The sequence below is a fragment of the Comamonas sp. DB36 genome, from assembly GCF_057914905.1.
This window is the reverse complement of record NZ_CP196632.1, coordinates 515,336-535,916: the sequence shown is the minus strand read 5'-3', so window position 1 is coordinate 535,916 and position 20,581 is coordinate 515,336. Positions and strand designations below refer to the sequence as shown.

Annotated in this window: 17 protein-coding genes; 6 read left to right on the top strand and 11 right to left on the bottom strand. The window is 64.6% G+C overall.

The annotated features are described in order from the left end of the window. Positions 1 to 4 precede the first annotated feature (4 nt). Both ACSVDO_RS23415 and ACSVDO_RS23410 read right to left on the bottom strand, forming a co-directional pair. Positions 5 to 1,399, bottom strand: a complete 1,395-nt coding sequence (locus tag ACSVDO_RS23415; RefSeq protein WP_489596661.1) for a sensor histidine kinase — start codon at positions 1,397 to 1,399, stop codon at positions 5 to 7. Beyond that, entirely contained in the window at positions 1,396 to 2,064 is a 669-nt protein-coding gene (locus tag ACSVDO_RS23410) for a response regulator (RefSeq protein WP_489596660.1), read from the bottom strand. The genes ACSVDO_RS23415 and ACSVDO_RS23410 overlap by 4 nt, the downstream gene beginning before the upstream one ends. A 426-nt stretch (positions 2,065 to 2,490) precedes the next feature. On the opposite strand from ACSVDO_RS23410, the gene ACSVDO_RS23405 reads away from it, so the two are divergent. From ACSVDO_RS23405 to metG, 4 genes are all read left to right on the top strand, one after another. Beyond that, positions 2,491 to 4,605: a TonB-dependent receptor gene (locus ACSVDO_RS23405; RefSeq protein ID WP_489596658.1), complete on the top strand. Its 2,115-nt coding sequence runs from the start codon at positions 2,491 to 2,493 to the stop codon at positions 4,603 to 4,605. 480 nt (positions 4,606 to 5,085) lie between these two features. After that, positions 5,086 to 5,262 carry a hypothetical protein gene (locus tag ACSVDO_RS23400; protein ID WP_489596656.1) on the top strand — a complete coding sequence of 59 codons (177 nt, stop codon included), beginning with the start codon at positions 5,086 to 5,088 and terminating at the stop codon, positions 5,260 to 5,262. A gap of 51 nt (positions 5,263 to 5,313) precedes the next feature. Then, positions 5,314 to 6,036 carry a hypothetical protein gene (locus ACSVDO_RS23395; protein WP_489596654.1) on the top strand — a complete coding sequence of 241 codons (723 nt, stop codon included), beginning with the start codon at positions 5,314 to 5,316 and terminating at the stop codon, positions 6,034 to 6,036. A 109-nt stretch (positions 6,037 to 6,145) separates the two neighbouring features. Beyond that, positions 6,146 to 7,921 (top strand): methionine--tRNA ligase, encoded by a 1,776-nt coding sequence (metG, locus tag ACSVDO_RS23390; protein WP_489596652.1) that lies wholly within the window; start codon positions 6,146 to 6,148, stop codon positions 7,919 to 7,921. Between the two features lie 439 nt (positions 7,922 to 8,360). Here the strand turns inward: metG and ACSVDO_RS23385 are convergent, their stop codons facing one another. The 4 genes from ACSVDO_RS23385 to ACSVDO_RS23370 form a co-directional block, all read right to left on the bottom strand. Then, a complete protein-coding gene (locus ACSVDO_RS23385) occupies positions 8,361 to 9,338 on the bottom strand; it encodes a Bug family tripartite tricarboxylate transporter substrate binding protein (RefSeq protein WP_332535375.1) in 978 nt (325 codons plus the stop codon). A 157-nt stretch (positions 9,339 to 9,495) separates the two neighbouring features. Next, a complete protein-coding gene (locus ACSVDO_RS23380) occupies positions 9,496 to 10,650 on the bottom strand; it encodes a calcium:cation antiporter (protein WP_489596650.1) in 1,155 nt (384 codons plus the stop codon). Between the two features lie 216 nt (positions 10,651 to 10,866). Further along, positions 10,867 to 11,604, bottom strand: a complete 738-nt coding sequence (locus tag ACSVDO_RS23375) for an ABC transporter substrate-binding protein (protein WP_489596648.1) — start codon at positions 11,602 to 11,604, stop codon at positions 10,867 to 10,869. A 62-nt stretch (positions 11,605 to 11,666) separates the two neighbouring features. Next, positions 11,667 to 12,599 carry a LysR family transcriptional regulator gene (locus ACSVDO_RS23370; RefSeq protein WP_489596646.1) on the bottom strand — a complete coding sequence of 311 codons (933 nt, stop codon included), beginning with the start codon at positions 12,597 to 12,599 and terminating at the stop codon, positions 11,667 to 11,669. Between the two features lie 167 nt (positions 12,600 to 12,766). Between ACSVDO_RS23370 and ACSVDO_RS23365 the strand changes: the two genes are divergently transcribed. Further along, complete coding sequence (locus ACSVDO_RS23365) at positions 12,767 to 13,786, top strand: zinc-binding alcohol dehydrogenase family protein (RefSeq protein ID WP_489596644.1); 1,020 nt, start codon at positions 12,767 to 12,769, stop codon at positions 13,784 to 13,786. Positions 13,787 to 13,852: 66 nt separating this feature from the next. Next, on the top strand, positions 13,853 to 14,926 hold the full coding sequence (locus tag ACSVDO_RS23360) for an NAD(P)H-dependent flavin oxidoreductase (protein ID WP_489596642.1): 1,074 nt from the start codon (positions 13,853 to 13,855) through the stop codon (positions 14,924 to 14,926). Positions 14,927 to 14,930: 4 nt separating this feature from the next. Here ACSVDO_RS23360 and ACSVDO_RS23355 read toward each other — a convergent pair whose 3' ends face one another. From ACSVDO_RS23355 to ACSVDO_RS23335, 5 genes are all read right to left on the bottom strand, one after another. Further along, on the bottom strand, positions 14,931 to 15,359 hold the full coding sequence (locus ACSVDO_RS23355) for a PaaI family thioesterase (protein ID WP_489596641.1): 429 nt from the start codon (positions 15,357 to 15,359) through the stop codon (positions 14,931 to 14,933). A 70-nt stretch (positions 15,360 to 15,429) separates the two neighbouring features. Next, a complete protein-coding gene (locus ACSVDO_RS23350; RefSeq protein ID WP_489596639.1) occupies positions 15,430 to 17,163 on the bottom strand; it encodes a methyl-accepting chemotaxis protein in 1,734 nt (577 codons plus the stop codon). Between the two features lie 482 nt (positions 17,164 to 17,645). After that, on the bottom strand, positions 17,646 to 18,626 hold the full coding sequence (locus ACSVDO_RS23345) for a Bug family tripartite tricarboxylate transporter substrate binding protein (RefSeq protein ID WP_332549890.1): 981 nt from the start codon (positions 18,624 to 18,626) through the stop codon (positions 17,646 to 17,648). A gap of 88 nt (positions 18,627 to 18,714) precedes the next feature. Continuing rightward, positions 18,715 to 19,647 (bottom strand): electron transfer flavoprotein subunit alpha/FixB family protein, encoded by a 933-nt coding sequence (locus ACSVDO_RS23340; RefSeq protein ID WP_489596637.1) that lies wholly within the window; start codon positions 19,645 to 19,647, stop codon positions 18,715 to 18,717. A gap of 134 nt (positions 19,648 to 19,781) precedes the next feature. Next, the gene (locus tag ACSVDO_RS23335; protein ID WP_489596635.1) at positions 19,782 to 20,546 is read right to left on the bottom strand and encodes an electron transfer flavoprotein subunit beta/FixA family protein; all 765 of its coding nucleotides are present in this window, start codon (positions 20,544 to 20,546) and stop codon (positions 19,782 to 19,784) included. Positions 20,547 to 20,581: the final 35 nt, after the last annotated feature.

Genomic DNA, 20,581 nt, shown 5'->3' with positions numbered 1-20,581 from the left:
CAGGTCAGCGCCGCGCGAGCGTGATGCGCGCGCACAGGCCGCCCTCGTCCGATGCCTGCAGCAGGTCGAAACGGCCGTGGTGGCGTTTGGCGATCGACGCCACGATGGCCAGGCCCAGGCCCGAGCCCGTGCCCTGGGAGTTGCTGGCACGGAAGAAGCGCTGCGTCGCGCGCCCCAGTTCATCGGGCGGAATGCCAGGCCCGCTGTCGCTCACTCCCAGGCTCGCGCTGTCGCCGTCCACGCCCACCGTGACCGTGACCCGGCCGCCCGCGGGCGTATAGCGCAAGGCGTTGTCCAGCAGATTGGCCAGTGCCTCCTCCAGCAGTTCGCGCTGGGCCAGCACCCGGGCCGGCTGGGCCGCAGCCTCGAGCCCGAGGTCGATTTGCCGAGCGCGCGCCTGCGGCCACCAGCGGCGCGTGACTTCGCTGGCGAGCTCGGCAAGGTCCACGGCCTCGGCCTGGACGTCGCAGCTGTCGGCGCGCGCCAGCGCGAGCATCTGGTTGGTCTGGCGTATGGTGTGGCGCAGCTGTTCACGCACCGCCGCCAGCGCGGCTTGCACGCTGGGCAGATCGCTGGCGCGCTGGGCAAACGCGAGCTGGGTCTGCAGCGTGCTCAGCGGCGTGCGCAGCTGGTGCGAGGCGTCATCGACAAACCGGCGCTGGCTGTCCAGCAGTTCGCGGTTGCGCAGGATATGCTGGTTCATCGCTTCGACCAGCGGCAGTACGTCCCGCGGCACGCGGCTGGTGTCCATGGGCGAAAGATCCTCGGGCGCGCGCGCGGCGACTTCCTGGCGCAGCTGGCGCAGCGGCCGCAGCGCCCAGGCCACGGCCGCGGCCACCGCCGCTGCCGCCAGGGCTGCGAGCAGGGCATCGCGCACCAGCGCCCCGGCGATGAAACGCCGGCTGAACTGGTCGCGTGAGGCAAACGGCTCGGCAACCTGTATCACCAGCCGCGTATCGCTGCTGCCACCCACCGATTGCGGCAAGGAGCGCTGGTAGGTCGCGATGCGCATCTGTGCGCCCGCGTACTCCACCGTGGCGAAATGCGGCTGCCGGTCCTGCAGCGGGGCGTCGGGCATGGGAAGGTCGGGGCTGCCGATCTCGACCAGACCGTCCTGGGTCGCGACACGGTAATAGACCGAGCCGTTGGCCGTCAGCTCGAAGAACTCGAACAGCACATAGGGCAGTTCGACCGCCAGCCCGCCGCTCTCGGTGGACACATTGGCATCGATCGCCTTGACGGCGCCGAACAGCGAGCGATCGAACGCGGCGTTCACCGCCGAGCGCGCGGTATGCCAGGTGAGCCAGACCTGCAGCAGGCTGCCGACCATCACGCCAGCGAGCAGCAGCACGATCAGCATGCGGCGCAGGCTCACGCGGTGCAGGGCGTCGAGATTCACGGCGCCGCCTCGAGCACGTAACCCAGGCCGCGCAGCGTGGCGATCTGCGTGCCCGTGCCCGCCAGCCGCTTGCGCAGCCGGTGGACCAGCACCTCGACGGCTTCGGGCGAGACTTCGCTGTCGCCAGCGAACACGCGCTCGAGCAGCTCGCGCCGACCCAGCGGCGCGCCCCTGGCCTGGATCAGCGTGGCCAGCAGCGCATGTTCGCGCGGCGTCAGCACCAGGGCTTGCTGGCCGGACTCGAAACGCCGCGTCGAGGCTTCGTAGACCAGTTGTCCGCAGTGAAAGCGCGTGGGCTCGCGGCCCTTGGCGCGGCGTATCAACGCCTGCAGCCGCGCTTCCAGCTCCTCGACTTCGAAAGGCTTGGCCAGGAAATCATCGGCGCCGGCGCGCAGCGTGGCCACGCGCTGGGCCAGCGTGTCGCGCGCCGTGAGGACCAGGATGGGCAGCGGGTCGTCCTCTTCGCGCAGGCTCAGCAGCACCTCCTCGCCCGCGAGCCCGGGCAGGCCCAGATCGAGAATCAGTGCGTCATAGCGCGTGGAGCGCAGGGCCCGGCGCACCAGCCGGCCGTCAGCCACCCAGTCCACCTGGAACCCGCCTTGCGCCAGGGCGCGCACCAGCCAGTCGGCCAGCGCCGATTCGTCTTCCGCCAACAAGATTCGCATGCAGGTATTCCACAAAGGCCAGGGTTCAATGCTGCCATTGTCGTGATTCCGCACGCCGGCGCGCGCCGCGCATGCCCGGCGAAAACCCTGAGCAGACCGTTTGGCACCGGATTTATGACTGCCGCGAACGGGACTTCCTCTTGAGATGCGCGCGGCGTTGCGCGCAAATGCGCGATGACGCTTTTTTGCCGGCCTGCCGCCCCGGCTTGGGCTGCCCAGCCAAGCTGCAGGCTTGCATGCTCCCATGGCTCCGGATGCTGCGTGGCATCAATACATCGCTGCGTCATTTTATTTGAATGCGAATGCTTCTCGTTGTCATTACAATCCAATACTTTCAGACATGAGCCCTTTACATAAGCGGCTCGCTACCTTTGAGCGAATTGATTGATGACGAACAAAAATGAGGGAACCGGGGCCATGTGTCCCATGCGTTTGCGCGCACTGGCCGCATTGGCGGGGCTGGCCTGTGCGGCCGCGGGCGCGCAGCAGGCGGACAACGCGGCGCAGGTCCTGACGCTGCCCACGGTGCAGGTCAACGCGAGCCAGTACGACGCCGACGACGTGCGCCCCGAAGGCGTGACCACGGCCACCAAGACCTACATGGCGCCCAGGGACATCCCGCAGACCATCGATACGCTGGAAGTCAACAAGTACAAGAGCTACGGCATCAATGATCTCGCGACCATGCTCGACGGCGTGCCCGGCGTCAACACCAGCTACGACATGCGCGGCGAGGGCGTGATGATCCGCGGCTTCCAGGCAGATGCCGGCGACATGTACCGCGACGGCGTGCGCGAGAGCGGCCAGGTGCGCCGCAGCACCGCCAACGTCGAGCGCATCGAGATCCTCAAGGGCCCGGCTTCGGTGCTCTACGGCCGCAGCGCCGGTGGCGGCGTCGTCAACCTGGTCAGCAAGCAGGCGCGTTTTGACGCCAAGAGCAGCGTCACGCTGCGCGGCGGCTCCTGGGACAACGTCGGCGCCACCATAGACATCAACCAGGTCATCAACCCCAACGTCGCCGTGCGCCTCACCGCCGACCGCGAGCAGGCGCACAGCTTTCGCAGCGGCATACGCAACAAGAACGAGATGATTTCGTCAAGCATCCTGGTGGATAACCGCAAGGGCCTGCGCTGGATCGGCCAGTACACCTATGACAACGTCTGGCGCGTTCCCGACCGCAGTCCGGCCTATGACCAGTTGCCGGCCGGCGTGCCGATACGCCAGGGTTTCGCCCAGCCCGGCGACTATGTCGAGGACCGGCTGCGCGTGCTGCGCTCCGATCTGAGCTACGACTTCAACCCGGCCTGGAGCCTGCGCTGGGTCGCGAGCCGGCGCGAGGCCGCGCAGGACTTCGACCACTACTTCCTGGGCACCTACTGCAATGCCCAGGGCCGCACGTCGACGGGCGCCAGCTGCAGCCACCGCGGCCAGGTGCGCCAGAGCTATGCCTGGCAGCAGACCGCGAACAAGACGACGTCCAACACGCTGGACCTGACGGGCCGCATCGACATCGGCGGCATGCGCCACGAGCTGCTGCTGGGCGCGGATTACACCGAGGAAGAGCGCGCGCCGCGGCTGTTCTCGACCGCCGCCAGCAACGGCTTCGTCGATCCGTTCAACCCGGTGCTCAATGCCCAGCGCCCGGCGCAGGGCGCGCCCACGCAGCACAACCTGCACCTGGGCAAGGGCCACGCGTTCTACGTGCAGGACATGGTCCATCTCGCGCCGCAGTGGAAAGTGCTGCTGGGGGCGCGCTACGACAACTACACGTTCGAGAGCACCAACCGCATCAATGGCTTTCAGCGCGACACCGGCGACAGGAGCGTGAGCCCGCGCGTGGGCGTGGTCTGGCAGCCGCTGCAAGAGCACAGCATCTACGCATCGTGGAACAAGAGCTTCTCGCCCTACGGCGGCCGCGGCACGCTCAGCGTCGATACCGCCGCCACGGCGGTGCTGGACGAAGAACCCCAGCATTCGCGCCAGTTCGAAGTCGGCATCAAGAGCGACTGGCTCGACGGCAAGCTGTCGACCCAGCTTGCGGCCTATGAGCTGGAGCACTACAACATCCGCTACCGGCCCGAGCCCGACCTTGACCCCTACCTTTTCGCGGTACGCGGCAAGGAGCGTTCGCGCGGCATTGAATTCAGCGCCTCCGGCCGCGTCGCGCCGTCATGGTATGTGCGCGGCGGCGTGGGCATCATGGATGCCAAGGTCGCCAGCGACGTGAGCGCACCGGCCAACGTGGACAAGTTACTGCCCAATACCGCCAGGCGCAACGGCAGCCTGTTCGTGCGCTATGCGCCGGCCGGCGCCTGGTATGGCGAGCTGGGCGCAACGCATACCAGCGAGCGCTACACGAATGCCGCCAACACCGCCGTCGTTCCCGGCTATACGCGCTGGGATGCCCTGATCGGCTGGCGCGCGGCGCCGTGGACCGTGACCCTGGCGGTATCGAATCTGTTCGACAAGGAATACTGGCGCTCCAACGCCATGCCAGGCGCGCCGCGCAGCTTCCTGGTGAGCGCGAACTACCAGTTCTGAGACCGCGCCTGAAGAAGCCTGCCCTGCGGCCCGACGGCGCCGGGCGGGCAAGCGACAATGGCCGACGCGGAACAGCGCAACGATGGCCTGCAAACAGGATTTCCTGCTGAAGGCTCTGCGCACTCCCAGCCATTGCCCGCCCACCGGGCTCAACCTGAGCCATATCTCACTGCCGCTCCCAGCCGGCACCGACCTCGGCAGTCGCAAGCACCGCAGCCCGCCAAAAAGTCCTGAGCGCACGCTCCAGGACTTTTTTCTATTCCGGCAATGCGTCTTGTTCGCCGACATCACGGCCAGCGCCAGCCGTCGAATACCGCTGTCAATCCCTTGCGGCGCCGGAAACGAAAGATTACATTTAATATTTAAATCTAGTGGATTCTACTGATCGTTTTTAACTATCGAATTTTTTAGACTCAAGGCCGAAGAATTTTCTTCGGTTTCGAAACAGGAGTAATAGTGAAAGAGTACAGCCCACAACTCATGTCCGACACAGATTCGGCTGCTGCAGCTACCTGCGAATCACGAGATTCTAACGAACAGGAAACGCAATATTGCCCATTCGGATCTTTTATCGCTTTGAAACGCCTGTCAAAGCTGAATATCGAAGCGGTTCGCATGCAAGGCTGCGCCGATAGCGGCACAGGCGGCAACAACTAAGCCGTTTGCAAAAACGCCAGAGCGATCCCGATAGATAGAAAATTATCCATCGTGACATCCGCCCAAGCCAGCGACATAACTGAACAAGTGAAATATCTCATCCGTCCTTCTCAATGCATGGAGCTGGATACTGGGAAATTCTTCCTTGCATCAGGTCAAGGCATTGTCCGCCTCGATTCCTCGGATATGTACCAGGCGGCGCTGGCAATGCGCGGCATGGGTTGGGGCAGCACCATCACTTTGCAAGAGCTCGAACGACTCCTGGTCGACCGGCCACAGGCACAGCTGCCTGCCGCATTGAAATATCTTGCGGATATTGGCGTGCTGCGGCAAGCACATCAGGATTTGGGACGTTTCAATCGCATATGGCTGATTCACGACCGGCTTCAGGAAATCCAATCACTGGCAGAAGACATCGAATTTCTCACAGGACTGCAGTGCAATTCCACGCGCGATCCAAATAGTATTGCAGGCAACAAATCCGTGGTGTTGTACACGCCGAAATATGAGGCCAAGCTGATTCAACGGGTTCAGCAGCAGGTAATGGACCAGAATAACTCCGCCATGCTTACCTGCTATCTGGTAGCACGCAATTTCTTGATCGACGGAACTTGTATTCCAGCAGCCCGCACTCCTTGTCATCTTTGTCGGGCAGCAGCCTCGACGGCGCAACGAACGCATGGCAGCGGGTTTTCTCAGAGCCTGACGGCTGCATTCAAGGCAATCACGAAAAAGCCTGTCATTACAGGCTTGGACTACCCCATTCTTCCTTGAACTTCGACAACGCATTCGCACGCCTGTTGGGCATCCACCAACCCCGCGCCGAGCTGCGCACTTCGACCTGCCTTCCCTGACCCAGCCCCTCACCATTGCCTTCACGCCCATGCCTTTGAACCTAGCCCCGCGCAAATTTTTCGTCACGACTGCTCTGCCCTACGCCAACGGCCCTCTTCATCTGGGTCACCTGCTCGAATACATACAGGCGGACACCTGGGTGCGCGCGCAACGCATGGCCAGCCATGCAGTGCAGTTCGTCTGCGCCGACGACGCGCATGGCGCGCCCATCATGATCGCTGCGCAAAAGGCGGGCGTCACGCCGCAGCAGTACATCGCCGACATTGCGCGTTCGCGCGCCCCTTATCTGGCCGGATTCCACATCCGCTTTGACAATTGGCACTCGACACACAGCACCGAGAACCAGCAATTGGCGCAGGATATCTATCGAAAGCTCCAAGCACGCAATCTGATCGCACGCAAGGACATAGAACAGTTTTACGACCCCGTAGCAGGCATGTTCCTGCCCGACCGCTACGTTAAAGGCAGCTGTCCGCGTTGCGGCGCGCCTGAACAGCATGGCGACTCGTGCGACGCCTGCGGGGCCGTCTATGCACCCACCGATGTGGGCCAGCCCCGCTCCATTCTGAGCGGTGCGGTGCCGGAGCTAAGAAATTCAACGCATCTCTTCTTTCGCCTGTCTGACCCTGCGATTCAGGCATTCCTGCGTTCGTGGACTGCCGATGCCACGCTGCAACCCGAAATCGCCAGAAAGGTCTCCGAGTGGTTTGCCGACGGCTTGCAGGACTGGGATATATCCCGCGATGCCCCATACTTCGGCATACCGATTCCCGGCGAAATCGGAAAATTTTTCTATGTCTGGCTGGATGCGCCCGTGGGTTACCTCGCCAGTCTGAAGAACCATTTCGACAAGGGCGGCGCACGCAACCATTGGCATGTTCCTTCGCGCACCGCTCAAACCTTTGACGAATTTCTCGGCGACCCGTTGCTGGAACAGGTTCATTTCATCGGCAAGGACATCATCTACTTCCATGCATTGTTCTGGCCGGCCATGCTGCATTTTTCCGGTCTGCGCCTGCCATCCAAGATTTACGCCCATGGCCATCTGACGGTGAGGGGAGAGAAAATGAGCAAGAGTAAGGGCAACGGCCTTGATCCGCTCAGATATCTGGACCTCGGCTTGGATGCCGATTGGATTCGATACTATCTGGCGGCAAAGCTCAATGGCGGAATCGACGACACGGATTTCAATCCCCAGGACTTCGTGGCCCGGGTCAATGCCGATCTCGTGGGGAAATTCGTCAATATCGCCAGCCGCTGCAGTGGCTTCATTCTGAAAAAATTCGACGCCACCATGGGCCTGCCGGATCAGGAGGGACTGGCCCTGCTGGGAAATCTGCAGACATTGGTGGAGCAGGCCGGCGCCCGCTACGAGGCCCGTGAGTACGCCAGATGCATACGCGAGTCCATGGCCATGGCGGACCAGGTAAACGCCTATTTCGACAGGAACAAGCCCTGGGAGCTCGCAAAAAAGCCCGAATGCGAGACCCAGCTGCTGGCCGTGTGCACAGCCTGTCTGGAGGCCTTCCGGTTGCTGTGCATTTTGCTCAAACCCGTGATCCCCGCGCTGGTGGGCCGCGCTCAATCTTTCCTGCAGATTGCGGAACTGGACTTCGCGTCGGGGGCGCGGCGGATGGGGCCAGGCCACCGCATCGGTGCATACCGGCATCTGACCCACCGGGTGGACAGCGCGCTGGTCGAGCAGGCATTTGGCGCCACGCATCTGCCTTCCGGCTGCCCGCGCCCGATGGCCTGGGCAGAAAAAACGGCGGCCGCCAAGGCAATCGATGCGGCAGGAAACTGAACGCGCCGACAACTGGCTGACCACTCCCCAGGCAGCCGTAGCGTGCGGCCCGTAGTCGTTCACCAGACGCATCAGAGCGACATCCGCGCATGCGCTGATTACGAAAATGTGTTCGACAGCGCTTGCACGCTGTTGCCGAGCACCAGCCTGTCAGGAAGTCGGCATGTGTTCCTGAATGCAATGCCATTGCGTGTCGGCGTGAATGGGAAGTGAATGCCCCATGTTCGCCTGGGGACTGCGACAGGCCCGCTGCAACGCCTGGCCATGACTGGAGAAATTCCGCCAACAGTCTGCCCTGTGCCTGGCCAGCGGCAAATGATGGTTAACCCCGCAGGCGCCCCGAAGGTCGCGAGGAGACGCACTACGTGCCCCCGCGCCGGCCCGCAGCGAACGCCTGCGCGAGTTCACGGGCCTTCCTGCCCTGGTCAATGCGGAACGCTTATTCCACGATCTTGGCGTAGGCCGCCAGATCCGCGTACTTGTCCATGTCGGTGCGGATCAGCTGGGCCAGGTTCTCGTCGCCCTTGGCGGGAATGGCGCCCGAAGCTTCGAGACGCTGGCGGATCGCCGGGTCGGCCAGGCCGGCGCGCAGCGCGGTCTGCAGCTTGGCGAGGATCTCGGGCGGCAGGTCCTTGGGCGCGGCAAATGCAAACCAGCCGGCCAGCGAATAGCCCTTGAGCGCCGGGTGCTCGCCCAGCGCCGGTACATCCTTGAAGCCCGGCAGGCGGTTGGCCGTGGTCACGCCCAGCGCCTTCATGCGCCCGTTCTGCAGAAAAGGACCGGCGGCCAGCGGCGAGATGATGGCGAAATCGACATTGCCCCCGCCCAGGTCGGTGGTCATCGTGGCCGAGCCGCGATAAGGCACATGGGTGATGTACAGGCCGGCAAGCTTCTTGATCAGCTCGGCCGAGAAATGCGGCGTCGAGCCGATACCCGGGCTGCCGTAGCTGTACTTGCCCGGGTTCTTCTTGACCAGGGCCACGAACTCGTCGAGGTTCTTCACCGGCACATGCGCGCCCGCGACCCACATGTTGGGCGCCAGCGCGGCCAGGCCTATGGGTGTCAGGTCCTTGGACGGATCGTATTTCTGCGCGGTGTTGACCGCCTTGGTGCCTGCGAGTTCATTGCTCGAGCCCGCCAGCAGCGTGTAGCCGTCGGGCTTGCTGCTGACCACGCGCTGGGCCGCGACCACGCCGGCGGCACCGGCCTGGTTTTCCACCACCACGGTCGCATCGAGGTGCTTGGTGAGGATGTCGGCAATCACCCGCCCGACCATGTCGACCGAGCCGCCGGGCGCGTAGCCAATCACCAGGCGGATGGGCTTGTTGGGATAGGTGGACTGGGCCCACAGCGGAGTGACGGACACCGCGGCAGCCGCGGCCAGAAGCGCGCGCCGGGAAAAAGAGGATGCAAGCATGGTGAACAGTAATAAGTGACGGCAATGCCGATTGCAAGAACCGGGCCAAGGAGGTCGATGTTAGTGGCAATCCAGGCCGTCATGCACTGCAATCACTAGGTACTTGCACTAGGATTCAATTGTCATTGTTGAACAATCAATGCACCATGCGAGTGCTTCAGGGTTGGAAAAGCAGCATTCCAAAGACCCCGAAAAGCATCAGATGCATCCAGCCCTGCACCGGCGAGGTGCGCTGGCCATTGAAGCTCAGCAGCGCCAGCACCAGCGTCACGGCGAACAGCAGCGTTTCAGTCGCCGAGATGCCCATCACCACAGGCTTGCCGGTGAGCAGGCCAATGGCCAGCACCGCCGGCACGGTCAGTCCCACGGTGGAGACAAAGGCGCCCAGGCACAGGTTGATGGCGCGCTGCATTTCATTGTTCATCGCGGCGCGCACCGCGGTGATCGACTCCGGCGTGAACACGATGATGGCAATCAGCACCCCGCCTATCGCGGGCGGCGCGCCGGCTGCAGCAATGCCGTAATCGGTGACGATGGCCAGATAATGCGCGAGCAGCACGATGGGCAGCACCATGGCCAGCAGCAGGGCCGAGCGCAGCAGCAGCGTCTTGCGCCCCGCAGGCGCGTGCGTGGCCACCGCGGGCATGGGCGCGGCAGCATCCGCTGGGCTTGCCATTTCACCTGCGGGCGGCTGGATGAAAAAGCGCTTGCAGCTGCGCATCTGCATCCATAGGAAGACGCCATACAGCAGCGCCGTCAGCACCGCCATGCCAGCGGCCTGCACGCGCGTGAACTCGCCCGCGCCACTGGTGTAGTTGGGCAGCACCAGCGCCGTGCCGGTCAGCAGCGCAATCATGGAAAGATAGGACGCCGCGCCCTGGGCGTTGTACTCCTGGTCGCCATGCCTGGCCCAGCCCGTGAGCAGGCACATTCCCATCACCAGGTTCATGATGATCATCATCACCGCAAAGATCGAGTCCCGGCCTATGGTCGGGAAGTCGCCGGGGCCCAGCAGCACCGAAGCGATCAGTATCACTTCGATGGCAACGATGGACAGCGTGAGGATCAAGGTGCCGTAGGGCTCGCCCAGCTGGTGGGCCAGGTGGTCGGCCTGCCTGACCACGCCAAACGAGGCCGCAAGTATGGTGGCAAACAGCAGCGCGAACACGCCTGCGGCCATCGAGGGGCGCAGGGGCGCGGCCAGCCACTGCGCGCCCCAAGCCATGAACAGCCCGACCACCAGCCAGGCACAGGCCAGCAAGGCCCAGGTTGCGCGAGGAATCAGGCGCGTGGATGTCGACTCGGTGCTCATGTGGCAGCTCCCCACCGAGCGCCGACCCCGGCGGGCCGGTCAGAAAAACAGGAACACGACGGCGCTGTTGCGCGCGAGACAGGCAGGTAGACGGCCATGGCAAACTTCCTTGGAAGCACAGGGCCGTCCCCTTGTGTGATCAGCACCAAGGTCGTCCTTGGCCAGGCCTGCGCAGCTCACGCAGGCCTGAAAATAATAGCATGCAAGCCGGCTGCGTCAGTCTGCGGCCGGCGCCACGCCCGCACCCTGGATGCCATGGCGCTGCAGCGCCTGGGCCACAAAGCCGCTGGCCTTCATTTCCTCGACAAAGCCGCCCAGCACCCGGGCCGCGTCTTCGCCGCGCGACTTGGGGCAGCCCATGGCCTGCTGAATGACCATGAAGCGCCCGGGCAGCAGGCGCAGATCGGCGCGGTCGCGAATATCAGCTTCCAGCTGCTGCTTGACACCTGCGGCGACATCGGCGTTTTCCGCGAGAAAAGTCTGCACCACGGTGGGCGAGGTCGGCGCGCGCAGGATCTGCGCGTTCTTCAGTTCGCGCGAAAGATAGAGGTCGTAGGCACTGCCCTTGCCGACCACCACGCGCAGCCCGCTGGCGTCGACTTCGTCGTTGCGCTGCAGCGGCGAGTCGGCGCGCACCAGATAGCTGCCCTCGATCAGCACATAGGGCGCGGTGAATGCGATATGCGCGCCGCGCAGCGGATCGATGGCGAAGAAACCGATGTCGGCCTGCTCGTTGCCCACCGCATCCACCGATTTGCCGGCGGCGTCAAACACCACCAGCTGCAGCTCGACACCCAGGCGCCGGGCAAACGCCTGCGCCAGATCGACCGAGACGCCGCCGGGTGCGCCGCTCACGGGATCGGCATGGGCCAGTATGGGATTGCCCAGGTTGATGGCAGCGCGCAGAACGCCCGTGGGCGTGAAGGCCTGGATGACGGCGGAAGCGATGGTCATGGGGAAGGTGTCTCCGGTTGCGGTGTGCAGACCACCCCAGGTTGCCGGGGCGCATGCCGCCATCATAGAAGGCCGGCGGCGCCAGGCCCGATCTTGCGGACCAGTTCCTGGCAACGTGGCGCCATGAAGTCATGCAGGCAGCGCACCAGCGGCGTCAGCTGGCGCCGGCCGGGCACCACGAGAAACAGCGGCACGGCTTCGGTCGCCCAGTCGACGCACAGCGCCTGGAGCCGGCCTGCGGCCAGGTCGTCGGCAACATCCAGGCCCGACTTGTAGGCTATGCCCTTGCCCAGCAGCGCCCAGCGCCGCACGGCATCGCCGTCGTTGGCGACATTGGCGCTGCGCACGCGCACGCTGAGCGGCGCGGTGCCGGCACGCGTGAAGCGCCAGCGGTCGTTGACTTCATCGCCCAGCATGAAGCACAGGCAGGCATGGTCGGCCAGGTCCTGCGGTGCGGCCGGTGCGCCATGCCGCGCGAGATACGCCGGCGCTGCGCACAGCACGCGCCGGTTGTCCAGTGCCAGCGGCAAGGCGACAAGGCTGGAGTCGGGCGGCTTGCCATAGCGAAACGCCGCGTCCACGGGATCGCTGTAGACATTGGCCATGCGGTCCGACAGCTGCAGGCGGATATCCACCCCGGGGTACTGTGCCTGAAACGCATCGAGCCAGGGCAGCAGCACATTGCGCCCCAGGTCCGAAGGCGCCGACAGCTTGAGCAGGCCTTTCAAGGCCTGCCCGCCCGCGGCGAGCTGCGCGCCCGCCTGCTGCAATGCCTCCAGCGCGGGCCGGCATTGCGCAAGAAAGCGCTCGCCCTGCGGCGTGAGCCGCAGGCTGCGCGTGGAGCGCAGGAACAGTTGCACGCCCAGCTCGGCCTCGAGGCGCTTGAGCGCAGCGCTGGCCGCCGCGGGCGTCAGATCGAGCGCGCGCGCCGTCGCCGACAGGCTGCCGTTGTCGGCAGTGCGCACGAAGATATCGAGATCGCCCAGCGCTTTCATGGATTCATTTCAAAAAAATCTTGATGCCTGAAAGTAAATCAGCATCTGGTACAGCCTTGGATTTTCAACTATTTTTTGAAAGTGGCTTCAAGGCCAGGACGGTTTTTCCACACCCGCAAACGCCGCAAGATAGCGTTTGCACTGCACTCCATCAAGAAAGAACCACCATGAAAGCCATTGGCTACCGCAGGCCCCAGGCCATCACCGCGCCCGACGCACTGCTCGACATCACGCTGCCCGATCCCGTGGCCACGGGCCGCGACCTGCTGGTCGAAGTGAAAGCCGTGTCGGTCAACCCGGTAGACACCAAGGTGCGCAACAGCGCCGCGCCGGAGCAAGGCCAGGAATACAAGGTGCTGGGCTGGGACGCGAGCGGCATCGTGCGCGCCGTGGGTCCGCAAGTCACGCTGTTTCAGCCCGGCGACCGCGTGTGGTACGCAGGCTCGATTGCGCGGCCCGGCAGCAACAGCGAACTGCACCTGGTCGACGAACGCATCGTGGGCCATGCGCCCAAGTCGCTTGATTTCGCGCAGGCCGCGGCCCTGCCGCTGACGACCATCACCGCCTGGGAAATGCTGTTTGATCGGCTGGGCGTCGCGCCCGGCAAGCAGCCCGGCGGCAAGACGCTGCTGGTCATCGGCGCGGCAGGCGGCGTGGGCTCTATCCTCACGCAGCTCGCGGCGCGGCTGACCAACCTCACGGTCATAGGCACGGCCTCACGCCCCGAGACCCAGGCCTGGGTCAAGGAACTCGGTGCCCACCATGTCATAGACCACAGCCGGCCCATCGCCGAGGAACTGCGGCGCGCCGGCTTTGCCAGCGTGGACTACATCGTGAGTCTCACGCAGACCGAAGCCCACTTCGCGCAGATCGTCGAAGCCATTGCGCCCCAGGGCAAGTTCGGCCTGATCGATGACCCGAAATCCCTGGACATCACCGCGTTCAAGCGCAAGTCGGTATCGGTGCACTGGGAGCTGATGTTCACGCGCGCGCTGTTCGGCACCGCCGACATGATTGGCCAGCACCGGCTGCTGGAAGAAGTCGCGGCGCTGGTCGATTCCGGGCTGATACGCAGCACCTTGGCCGAGCGCTTCGGCAGTATCAACGCCCACAATCTGCAGCGCGCCCATGCGCTGCTCGAGTCGGGCCAGGCGCGCGGCAAGGTGGTGCTGGAAAACTGGGACTGAACTTCACCATTTCCCGACCGCGAAAAACGCGGCATCATCAGGGCTTCACTCCTGATAGAGCACTCCATGTCCTCCTGGCCAGACACCCGCCTTCTCGATCTGTTCGGCGTCCCCCTGCCCATTTTGCAGGCACCCATGGCCGGGCCCGGCCTGCACGAAATGGCGATTGCCGTGGGCCAGGCCGGCGGCCTCGCGGCCCTGCCCTGCGCCATGCTCGGCGCCGCGCAGGTGCGCAGCGAAGTCGCGTTGATACGCGCGCACAGCGCCGCGCCGCTGAACCTGAACTTCTTTTGCCATACGCCGGCCGCGCCCGACGAGGCGCGCGAGGCCGCGTGGCGCGCGCGCCTGCGGCCCTACTACCTCGAAATGGGGCTGGACCCCGAGATGCCGGTGCCGGTCTCCAGCCGCAATCCGTTCGATGCCGCGATGTGCGAACTGGTCGAGGAACTGCGCCCGGCTGTGGTGAGCTTTCATTTCGGCCTGCCGGTGCCCGAGTTGCTGGCGCGCGTGCGGGCCACGGGCGCCAAAGTGCTGTCGTCGGCAACCACGGTCGAGGAGGCGCGCTGGCTCGAGGCCCATGGCGTCGATGCCATCATTGCCCAGGGAGCGGAAGCCGGCGGCCACCGCGGCGTGTTCCTGCGGGACGAGGTCTACAGCCAGTTGGGCACGTTCGCCCTCGTTCCCCAGGTCGTCGATGCGGTGAAGCTGCCGGTGATTGCCGCCGGCGGCATCATGGACGCGCGCGGCATCGCGGCGGCATTCATGCTCGGCGCCTCTGCCGTGCAGCTGGGCACGGCCTATCTGTTCACGCCCGAGGCCAAGATTGCGCCGGCCCACCATGCGGCCTTGCGCAGCCCGGCGGCCGAGACCACGGCGCTGACCAACCTGTTCACGGGCCGGCCCGCGCGCGGCATCGTCAACCGGCTGATGCGCGAAGTCGGGCCGCTGGCTGAGATCGCGCCGGCGTTTCCGCTGGCCGGCGGCGCGCTCACGCCGCTGCGCGCCGCAGCCGAAAGCCGGGGCTCGGGCGATTTCATGTCGCTGTGGGCCGGCCAGGGTGCGCCGCTGGGGCGCGAGCGCGGCGCGGGCGCGCTGACGCGCGAACTGGCCGAGCAGGCCCTGGCGCTGCTGGGGCGGTGAATCGTCAGGTCGCGGCGCTGACGCTGACCATGGTGGCCTGCATCATTGCCACCACCTTGTAGCCGGCTTCGCCGGCGCGATAGGCACGCACTTCGCCGCTGCAGACCGACAGCAGCCGGCCCGCGCTTTCCACCCGGCCAACCGCGACAAAGCGCTCGCCCAGCGCCGGGCGCAGAAAGTTGATCTTGAATTCGGCGGTGACGATTTCCTGCCCGGGCGCGGCGCGCGTCAGCGCCGCGTAGCCGCAGGCGCTGTCGACGATGCTGGTGACCGCGCCCGCATGCACATAGCCATGCTGCTGGGAAAGATGGGCGGAAAAAGGCAGCGCGATATGCACCTCGCCGTCTTCGACCAAGGTCAGCGTGGCGCCCAATGTCTGCATCAGGCCCTGGGCGCCAAAGCTGGCGGCGATTCGTTCGTGGAGTGCGTTCATCGCCCTACTGTAGCGGCTGGCAGCGTCCGCCAGCGGCGCCGCGGCGCATCGCTGTCACCTGCATGCCAGCTCAGAACGACTCCCACGAGCCGTCCGACGCCGTCTTGGCCATCAGTGCTGGCGCAGGCCTGCGCATCTGGCGTGCCGCGACCTGGCGGGCCGGCGTGGCGCGTGCCGCTACCGGGCGCGATTCGACGGTCTGCGCGGCCGGCACCCCATCGGCATGGTGCGGCGCCGATGCCGATGCCGAGAGCTTGAAGATGCTCACCGCGCGCACCAGTTCCTGGGCCTGTGACTTGAGGCTGCTGGCGGCCGCCGACATCTGCTCGACCAGCGCTGCGTTCTGCTGCGTGGCATGATCGATATTGGTCACGGCTTCGCCGACCTGGCCCACGCCCGCGCTCTGCTCGGAGCTGGCGGCGCTGATCTCGCCGACGATATCGGTCACGCGGCGAATGCTGCTGACCACATTGTGCATGGTGCTGCCCGCGCGGTCGGCCAGCTGCGAGCCCGCGGACACGCGCTGCACGCTTTCCTCTATCAGCTGCTTGATTTCCTTGGCGGCCTCGGCGCTGCGCCCTGCGAGCGAGCGCACTTCGCTGGCCACCACGGCAAAACCCCGGCCCTGCTCGCCCGCGCGCGCGGCCTCGACCGCGGCATTCAGGGCCAGGATATTGGTCTGGAACGCAATGCCGTCGATGACGCTGATGATCTCGGCGATGCGCTTGCTTGAATCGCTGATGCCGCGCATGGTCTCCACCACCTGCTCGACCACCTGACCTCCCTGCTGCGCCACGCCGCTGGCGCTCTGGGCGAGCTGGTTGGCCTGGCTGGCGTTGTCGGCGTTCTGGCGTACCGTCGTGCCCAGCTCCTCCATCGACGAAGCGGTCTGCTCGAGCGCGCTGGCCTGGCTTTCGGTGCGCGCCGACAGGTCCATGTTGCCCTGGGCAATCTCGGCGCTGGCCGTGGACACCCCCTCTGCGCCCTGGCGTACCGAAGACACCAGCGACACCAGACTTTGCTGCATGCCCGAGAGCGCGAGCAGCAGGCGGCCGAACTCGTCCTTGGTCTCGACCCGGATCTCGCGGCTGATGTCGCCCTGGGCGATTTCACCTATCAGTTCGACGGCCTGGTTCAAGGGCGGCACGATGGCGCGCACGATCAGCAGTGCGGCCCAGCAGGCCAGGGCCGTGACCAGCACGCCGCCGACAATCAGCACCAGTTGCCGCTGCTGGGTTGCAACCTCGGCTTCCTTGATCATTTCCAGCGAACGCCCGGCGGTAAAGGTGCTGTATTCTGCGGTGGCGCGCATCAGCGCGGCCAGCAGCGGGCGGCATTCTGCATTCATCTTGGTCACTGCGGCTTCGCGCTGATTGTCCAGCACCATGCCGAGAATGGCCATCGCCACCGGTTCGTATTGGCTTTCTATGCGGGCGATATTGTCGACCATGGCACGCACTTCGGCATTCACGCCGGGTTTTCCCGCCAACTCCTGGAGTTCGGCAAGATATTTGCGCACATCCCCTGCGGCGCGCTCGACTGCGGCTTTTTCCTGGGCCATGTCCTGGGGCGAAGTCACCAGCGTCAGATTGCGCGCGGCAATCGCGCGTTCGTCGACAGCAAGCCGCACCTTGTTGGCCGCATCGGCGCGTGCCTGAATGCCCTGGATGTAATTGCCGAATGCCGCGCTGTCATCCTTCATCATCTGGATGGCATACACGGTAATTCCTATGATCAGGGCAATCAATAGACCAAAGGTGCCAACCAGCTTGGCCTTGACCGATAGATTTCTCCAGGACTGCATGGCTTCTTCCCCTGCCATTCGTATGGCGTTATGAGTGAAAAATCAAATAGACCATTGAAGAAGTCTCAGGCCGGATATTGTTTCCTGGACTCCAAGATAAACAACGCATGCTCGACTGCATGGCTGGACGACCAAGACTCCCGCTAAGGCTGTCTGTGACCGTGCGAGGAAATACGTCGCGCATGAAAACGCTGAAAGCCGCAAGAATTACAAATTAGCAGTCATTGATTCAATTTGTAGCATTAGACCGCGCGCATGACGTGTTGACATACATCAACACATAGATTTTTTCTTTATTGAATTACTGATGGATAGAAGTTGACGCACTTCCTGGCGCGCACCGAGGCGTAACTACCCACATCGAATAACTTGATAAGTATTTACCCTAAATCCCAAGTTGACCAGCATTCACGCTGCACGGCAGATGAATGCCTGGCCGCAGCACGCGCGGCGGCGGGTTCACCGCAACGCCGCGGTGCATCTCAAAGCGTCACTTTGGCGTCGCGAATCACGCGGCCCCACTTCTTGGTTTCGGCGGCAATGAAGCGATCGCACTCCTCGGGCGTCGAGCCTTCGGCCACGGTGCCCATGGCTTCGAGGCGCGCCTGGCCCTCGGCGCTGTAGAGGATCTTGCGCACTTCGGCCGACATGCGCTGCAGGATTTCGCGCGGCACGCCCGCGGGCGCGACCATGGCGGCCCAGGTGCTGCCCACCAGGCCGTCGATGCCCTGCTCTATGAACGTGGGCACATCGGGCAGCGACGGAATGCGCTTTTCGCTGGCCACGCCTATCAGCCGGATGCGACCGGCCTTGGCGGGCTGGATCAGATTGGGCGGCGGATCGAGAAACAGCGGCACCTGTCCGCCCATCAGATCGACCAGGGCCGGCGAGGCGCCCTTGTAGGGCACATGCACCATGTCGGTCTTGGTCAGCAGCTTGAGCAGCTCGGTCGTGAGGTGGGCGCTGGAGCCGCTGCCCGAAGAGGCGAAACTCACCTTGCCCGGATTGGCGCGCGCATAGGCAACCAGCTCCTGGGCGTTCTTGAACGGCGCATTCAGCGACACCGCCGCGACCAGCGGCGACACGCCCATCAGCGAGACGCCAACGATGTCCTTGGTGGGGTGGTAAGGCAGCTTGTCGTACAGCGTGGTGTTGCCGGCAAACGCCGCAATCACCACGCCAAAGGTCAGGCCGTCGGGCGCGGATTTGGCAACCTGGTCGACGCCAATGATGCTGTTGGCGCCGGGCTTGTTCTCGATGACGATGGGCTGGCCCAGCGCTTTTTGCAGGCCGACCTGCAGCATGCGCGCCATCTGGTCGGTGAAGCCGCCGGCGGTGTACGGCACGATGATGCGTATCGGCTTGTTCGGCCAGGCGGACTGGGACCAGGCGGGCGCGGCGGCGGCGGCCGTGCCCGCGGCCACGGTGTGAAGGAAGGAACGGCGTGAAGTCGATGGCGACATGATTATTCTCTTTCTGCTCGATTGCCGTGAAAAGCGCGCCTGTGTTGTCTCCGGCTGGCCGGCACAGGCGCGTGGGAACGCTAGGCGCTCAGAGTGCCGCGGCCAGTTCGGGCACCGCCGTGAACAGATCGGCTTCGAGGCCGTAGTCGGCGACCGAGAAGATAGGCGCTTCGGGGTCCTTGTTGATCGCCACGATCACCTTGGAGTCCTTCATGCCGGCCAGATGCTGGATTGCACCCGAGATGCCGGCCGCGATGTACAGCTGCGGCGCGACGATCTTGCCGGTCTGGCCGACCTGCAGATCGTTGGCCGCGTAGCCCGCATCGACCGCGGCGCGCGAAGCACCGATGGCCGCGCCCAGCTTGTCCGCCAGGGGCGTGATCACTTCGTTGAACTTCTCTGCCGAGCCCAGCGCGCGGCCGCCCGAGACAATGATCTTCGCGGCAGTGAGTTCGGGGCGGTCGTTCTTGGCGATCTCGCTGCCCACGAAGCTGCTCTTGCCCGCATCGGCGGCGGCAGCAATGGTTTCCACGGCGGCCGAACCACCGCTGGCGGCAGCGGCGTCAAAGCCCGTGGTGCGCACGGTGATGACCTTGGTCGCGTCGCCCGACTGCACGGTGGCAATCGCGTTGCCGGCGTAGATGGGTCGCTCGAACGTGTCGGGCGAGACCACCTTGGTGATGTCGCTGATCTGCGCGACATCGAGCGTGGCGGCAACGCGCGGCGCGACGTTCTTGCCGCCGGCCGTGGCGGGGAAAAGGATATGGCTGTAGCTGGAAGCCAGCGCCAGCACCTGGGCGGCAACGTTCTCGGCCAGTCCATGGGCCAGGCTTGCGCCATCGGCGTGTATCACCTTGGAAACGCCGGCGATCTGGGCCGCGGCGGCGGCAGCGGCGGCAGCGCCTTCGCCGGCCACCAGCACATGCACCTCACCACCGCAGGCCACGGCGGCCGTGACGGTGTTGAGGGTGGCGGGCTTGATCGAAGCGTTGTCGTGTTCTGCAATAACGAGATTGGTCATGGAATTCTTTCGGGTATGGATACCTAGGCTTCGACAAGCTCAGCGCGAACGGAAATGGGGCACAGCGCTCCCCCCCGTTCGTCCTGAGCCTGTCGAAGGATGAACGGCCTCGCCTAAAAAAGATGGCGGGCGGCTCAGATCACCTTGGCTTCGTTCTTGAGCTTGTCCACCAGCGCCGCCACGTCGGCGACCTTGACGCCGGCGCCGCGCTTGGCGGGCTCGGAGACCTTGAGGGTCTTGAGGCGCGGCGTCACGTCCACGCCCAGGTCTTCAGGCGTCACCGAGTCCAGCTGCTTCTTCTTGGCCTTCATGATGTTGGGCAGCGTCACGTAGCGCGGCTCGTTCAGGCGCAGATCGGTGGTGATCACGGCCGGCGTAGCCAGCGACAGGGTTTCCAGGCCGCCATCGATTTCGCGGGTGACGTTGACGCGCCCCGCGTCAACGTTGTCGCCCGAGACTTCGACCTTGGAAGCAAACGTCGCCTGGGGCAGGTTTGCCAGCGCAGCCAGCATCTGGCCGGTCTGGTTGGCGTCGTCATCGATCGCCTGCTTGCCCAGGATGATCAGGCCGGGTTGCTCCTTGTCGACCAGGGCCTTGAGCAGCTTGGCAACAGCCAGGGGCTGGAGTTCGACATCGGTCAGCACATGGATGGCGCGGTCGGCGCCTATCGCCATGGCGGTGCGCAGGGTTTCCTGGCATTGGGCCACGCCGCAGGAGACAGCGATCACTTCTGTCGCAGCGCCTTTTTCCTTGAGGCGCACGGCTTCTTCGACGGCGATTTCGTCAAACGGGTTCATGCTCATCTTGACGTTGGCGATATCGACGCCCGTGCCGTCGGACTTGACGCGGACCTTGACGTTGTAGTCGACGACGCGCTTGACGGGAACAATGATTTTCATGGGAGAGAGTCTCCAAAAGGTTTTGAAAAAAGGGG

Bases quoted from the DNA above. Each gene is read 5' to 3' on its own strand.
- ACSVDO_RS23375 (WP_489596648.1), bottom strand. From the start codon at position 11,604: ATGACCATCGCTTCCGCCGTCATCCAGGCCTTCACGCCCACGGGCGTT.
- ACSVDO_RS23335 (WP_489596635.1), bottom strand. From the start codon at position 20,546: ATGAAAATCATTGTTCCCGTCAAGCGCGTCGTCGACTACAACGTCAAG.
- ACSVDO_RS23370 (WP_489596646.1), bottom strand. From the start codon at position 12,599: ATGAAAGCGCTGGGCGATCTCGATATCTTCGTGCGCACTGCCGACAAC.
- ACSVDO_RS23385 (WP_332535375.1), bottom strand. From the start codon at position 9,338: ATGCTTGCATCCTCTTTTTCCCGGCGCGCGCTTCTGGCCGCGGCTGCC.
- ACSVDO_RS23355 (WP_489596641.1), bottom strand. From the start codon at position 15,359: ATGAACGCACTCCACGAACGAATCGCCGCCAGCTTTGGCGCCCAGGGC.
- ACSVDO_RS23410 (WP_489596660.1), bottom strand. From the start codon at position 2,064: ATGCGAATCTTGTTGGCGGAAGACGAATCGGCGCTGGCCGACTGGCTG.
- ACSVDO_RS23350 (WP_489596639.1), bottom strand. From the start codon at position 17,163: ATGCAGTCCTGGAGAAATCTATCGGTCAAGGCCAAGCTGGTTGGCACC.
- ACSVDO_RS23380 (WP_489596650.1), bottom strand. From the start codon at position 10,650: ATGAGCACCGAGTCGACATCCACGCGCCTGATTCCTCGCGCAACCTGG.
- ACSVDO_RS23365 (WP_489596644.1), top strand. From the start codon at position 12,767: ATGAAAGCCATTGGCTACCGCAGGCCCCAGGCCATCACCGCGCCCGAC.
- ACSVDO_RS23360 (WP_489596642.1), top strand. From the start codon at position 13,853: ATGTCCTCCTGGCCAGACACCCGCCTTCTCGATCTGTTCGGCGTCCCC.
- ACSVDO_RS23340 (WP_489596637.1), bottom strand. From the start codon at position 19,647: ATGACCAATCTCGTTATTGCAGAACACGACAACGCTTCGATCAAGCCC.
- ACSVDO_RS23405 (WP_489596658.1), top strand. From the start codon at position 2,491: ATGCGTTTGCGCGCACTGGCCGCATTGGCGGGGCTGGCCTGTGCGGCC.
- ACSVDO_RS23345 (WP_332549890.1), bottom strand. From the start codon at position 18,626: ATGTCGCCATCGACTTCACGCCGTTCCTTCCTTCACACCGTGGCCGCG.
- ACSVDO_RS23400 (WP_489596656.1), top strand. From the start codon at position 5,086: ATGTCCGACACAGATTCGGCTGCTGCAGCTACCTGCGAATCACGAGAT.
- metG (WP_489596652.1), top strand. From the start codon at position 6,146: ATGCCTTTGAACCTAGCCCCGCGCAAATTTTTCGTCACGACTGCTCTG.